Here is a 3,501-nt window from a genome sequence, read left to right on the forward strand (position 1 = left end):
GGCGGCGAGCGTGGCGGTGGGCACGGCGCGGACGGCGGCCAGCAGCCGGTCGCGCACCAGCTCGGCGTGGGCGTGGAGGTCGTCGGGGTCGGCGACGTCGACGCCCAGGGGCAGCGACGTGCGGACGTCGGGGTCGTCGGCGACGGCGGCCAGCGCCGCGGCCACGACCTCCTCGGCGAGGTGGTAGCGGTTCCAGGTGTGGACGCCGAAGGTGAGGTGCGTGCTGACGTCTCCGAGCGCCGTCGCGGCGTGGAGGGTGCCGCGCGGGAGGTAGAGGACGTCGCCGGGCTCGAGCACCTCGTCGATGAGGCACTCGCGCTCCGCCTCGGCGCGCACGGCCTCGCGGCGGTCGGTCCAGGGCTGGTCGCGCAGGGGCGCCTCGTGCACGGGGGCGTGGATGCGCCAGCGCTTGGCACCGGAGATCTGCAGGACGAACACGTCGTGCACGTCGTAGTGGTCGTCGAAGCCGCGCGACTGCGGCGGCGTGACGTACGCGTTGACCTGGACGGGGTGGCCCAGGTCGGCGACGAGCTGCTGGGCGAAGCGCACGACCGGGGGCCAGGTGCGGTGCAGCGCCTGGAGCACGAGCGTGGCGCCGTCGGCGAACAACGCCGTGAGGCGCGTGTCGTCGACCTGGTCGGCGATGCCGGCACCCACGCCGCCGCCGGACGTGAAGGCGCGGGCGGGCAGGGTGCTGCCGTCCTTCGCGACCCGCAGGAAGGGGGTGCGCAGGCCGTGGGTGGAGACGAGGTCGTCGACGGCGGTCTCGCCGAAGAGGTCGTCGAAGGCGCCGGGCAGGTCGGCCGCGCGGGTCAGCAGCGGGGCCCGACCCCAGGTGTCGGCGGCGAAGCCGACGGGGTCGACGACCAGCCGACGCAGGGCCGGACGACCGGGGGCGACGTCAGGTGACGTCGTCCCGGCCGGCCCGCCCTGCTCGGTGGTGGTCACGACTCAGTGCGCCGAGCCGTCGGCGCCACCGTCGGCGCCACCGTCCTGCACGCCCGGGGTGCCCTCGGCGCCACCGTCAGCGGGGCCCTCGGCGCCACCGTCGGCGCCACCGTCCTGGACACCCGGGGTGCCCTCGGCGCCACCGTCAGCGGGTCCTTCTAGGTTCTGCTCGCTCATGAGGTTCCTCCTCGAGTCGGGTACGCGGCGGGTGCCGCGAGACCCAGCCTGGCACCGTGCGCGGACGTCGCAACTCGGCGTCAGGCGCCCGTCCCGGGACGCTCGTCGCGCTCGTGCAGCTGCCCCTTGAGGTCACGCACCTGCCGCTTGCGACGGTGGGCCAGCGCACCCGTGACGGTGAGGATGGCGACGAGTGCCACGGCGCCCACCACGCCGATCGCGGTGGCCACCCGGAAGCCCGGCGCGTCGACGTCGAGGATCCGCTCGCCGGCGTGCGCGGCGCTGCCGGCGCCGACGACGATCGAGAGCGTGAACCAGTTCGGCGCGGCCAGCAGGACGGCCACGACGAGCAGGATCCCGCGCCAGGTCCAGCTGAAGAACCTGCGCCGGAGCTGCAGGACCAGCAGCAGCGGCACGATGGTGAACACGAACCCGTAGAAGAGCCCCCACAGGACGCCGCTCGTGATGTCGCCGTTGACCTGGTCGGCCACGCGCTGGGCCCACCAGCGCGGGAAGAACGCCCCCGCCACGAGGGCCAGCAGGTAGACCACGGCCACGCCCACGAGCACGGCCGCCAGGCGCTTGACCCAGCGATGGGGGTCGACCTCGGAGGGCACGTAGCGTCGTTCGTCCTTGCCGTGGCTGCGGTCGACGTCGTGGTCGTCGCGGGCCGGTCGCTGCACCTGGTCGTCGCTCATGGTCCCATCGTGGCGCGCCGCACCTCCGGGCACCAGTCCAACGGGACCGTCGTCGCCGCAGGTCAGGAGGCTGCTGCCAGCGCCGCCCAGTCCGCCTTCGACCAGCGACCCGTGACCGGGCGTCCGAGCGCCTGCTGACGTGCCTTGACGGCGGCGACGGTCCGCGGCCCGAGGTAGCCGTTGCGGTCGGCGCGCGGCACCGCGAGCGCGACCTGCAGCACCAGCACCGACTTGCCCGTCGCCCACGGACCGAGCGTGGTCGGGTAGTTCTTCGCGCCGTAGCGCGCCGCCTCGGCCGACGTCATCGAGCCGGCGGCGTCCCAGGTCGTGCTGGCCGGGACGAGCGAGGACCACGTCGGCTGGTCGAGGGTCGCCGTGGGCGGCAGGTCGTGCGCCCTCTGGTAGCGCGCGAGCGCGGACCGCGTGGTGGTGTCGAGCGTGCCGGTGACCTTCACGCCCAGTGCGGTCTGCGCCGAGCGCACGGTCGACGCGCGCGAGCCGAGCTCCTCGATGCTGCGCGACGTCTTGCGCACGAGGGCGGTGAGCGCGGGACAGGGAGTCGTGCGTGCCTGGCCGTTCACGACGCCGGGCTGGCCGCTGTACCGGGCGCACGGACCGTAGTCGACCGGGTGGACCTTGCCCGTCCAGAAGCTCGTGGTGCCCCGGGCGCCGTTCCAGCTGAACGAGACGTGCACGTGGTCGCGGTGGCCCGAGCTGGGCCGCCAGCCCTCCTTGGCCCGGTAGATGGCCCAGATCTTCTCGTTGTAGATGACGTACATGACGCCCAGTCGCCGGGCGTTCGTGCCGCCGTCCTTCGTGAGCCAGGCCAGGAAGTCCGCGGCCGCGGCGCGCTCGGACGGCTTCGTGACGTCGACCATCCAGTCCCACGCCCGACCGTCGGCGTGCTCGGAGACCCCCTCGGTGCAGCTGCGGGCCGTGTTCCCCGCACCGCCGACGCCGTAGGTGCGCATGACCAGGTCCCGCGTCAGCGCGACGCCGCGCGGCGTGCCCGGCTGGCAGGCCACCTGCGGGACGTACGCCGAGGCCGGGTCGACCTCCTTCGGCAGCGTCACGGGCGCCTTGAGCCCCTTCGGCTTCGACGGGAACGCCACCGGGGTCGACGACGCTGCCGTCGACGTGGTGCCGCTGATGACGGTGAGCGTGGTCGCGCACAGCAGTGCGGCGACACACGCGAGCCCGAGCCTGCGCATGATGATCTCCCTCGACCCGTCGGGCTTCCCCACCCGGCGGAACCACCATCCTGCGTCCCACACGTCACTCCTGCCACGAGAACGCGTGAACTACAGGCCTGTTCTTCAGCCGCCGCAGGAGCAGCCGGCGAGCGCGGCCGCGACGTCGTCGACCGCGGCCTGCGTGACGAAGGGGTTCACGTCCTCGGTGTCGTCGGTCATGACGGCGAAGACGAGGGGCGTGCCGTCGCGGTTGGTGACGTAGCCGGCGAGGGAGTGCACGCCGGTCAGCGTGCCGGTCTTCGCCCGGACCAGGCCGCGACCGGCGGAGTCGGTCCCGAACCGGTTCGCGAGCGTGCCGGTGAACCCGCCGACCGGGAGGTCGGCGAGCAGCGGCGCGGTGGCCGCCCGCGCCGACGCCGCGCGCAGCACGCCCGCCAGGGTCGCCGGCGCGATCCGGTTGGCGCGTGACAGCCCGCTGCCGTCGC

General features: G+C 74.2%; 5 protein-coding genes. All 5 read right to left on the reverse strand.

The features are described 5' to 3' along the window. Positions 1-948, reverse strand: a 948-nt coding sequence (locus tag NH339_RS17650; RefSeq protein WP_253027305.1) for a JmjC domain-containing protein, incomplete at its 3' end; no start/stop codon positions are given. A gap of 3 nt (positions 949-951) precedes the next feature. Then, complete coding sequence (locus tag NH339_RS17655) at positions 952-1,125, reverse strand: hypothetical protein (RefSeq protein ID WP_253027306.1); 174 nt, start codon at positions 1,123-1,125, stop codon at positions 952-954. An 80-nt stretch (positions 1,126-1,205) separates the two neighbouring features. Next, on the reverse strand, positions 1,206-1,823 hold the full coding sequence (locus NH339_RS17660; RefSeq protein ID WP_253027307.1) for a hypothetical protein: 618 nt from the start codon (positions 1,821-1,823) through the stop codon (positions 1,206-1,208). 62 nt (positions 1,824-1,885) lie between these two features. Beyond that, the gene (locus NH339_RS18965; protein ID WP_253027308.1) at positions 1,886-3,097 is read right to left on the reverse strand and encodes a peptidoglycan-binding protein; all 1,212 of its coding nucleotides are present in this window, start codon (positions 3,095-3,097) and stop codon (positions 1,886-1,888) included. 42 nt (positions 3,098-3,139) lie between these two features. Further along, positions 3,140-3,501, reverse strand: a 362-nt coding sequence (locus NH339_RS17670; protein WP_253027309.1) for a D-alanyl-D-alanine carboxypeptidase, incomplete at its 5' end; no start/stop codon positions are given.

The organism is Aeromicrobium sp. CnD17-E (assembly GCF_024124745.1).
GTDB lineage: Bacteria > Actinomycetota > Actinomycetes > Propionibacteriales > Nocardioidaceae > Aeromicrobium.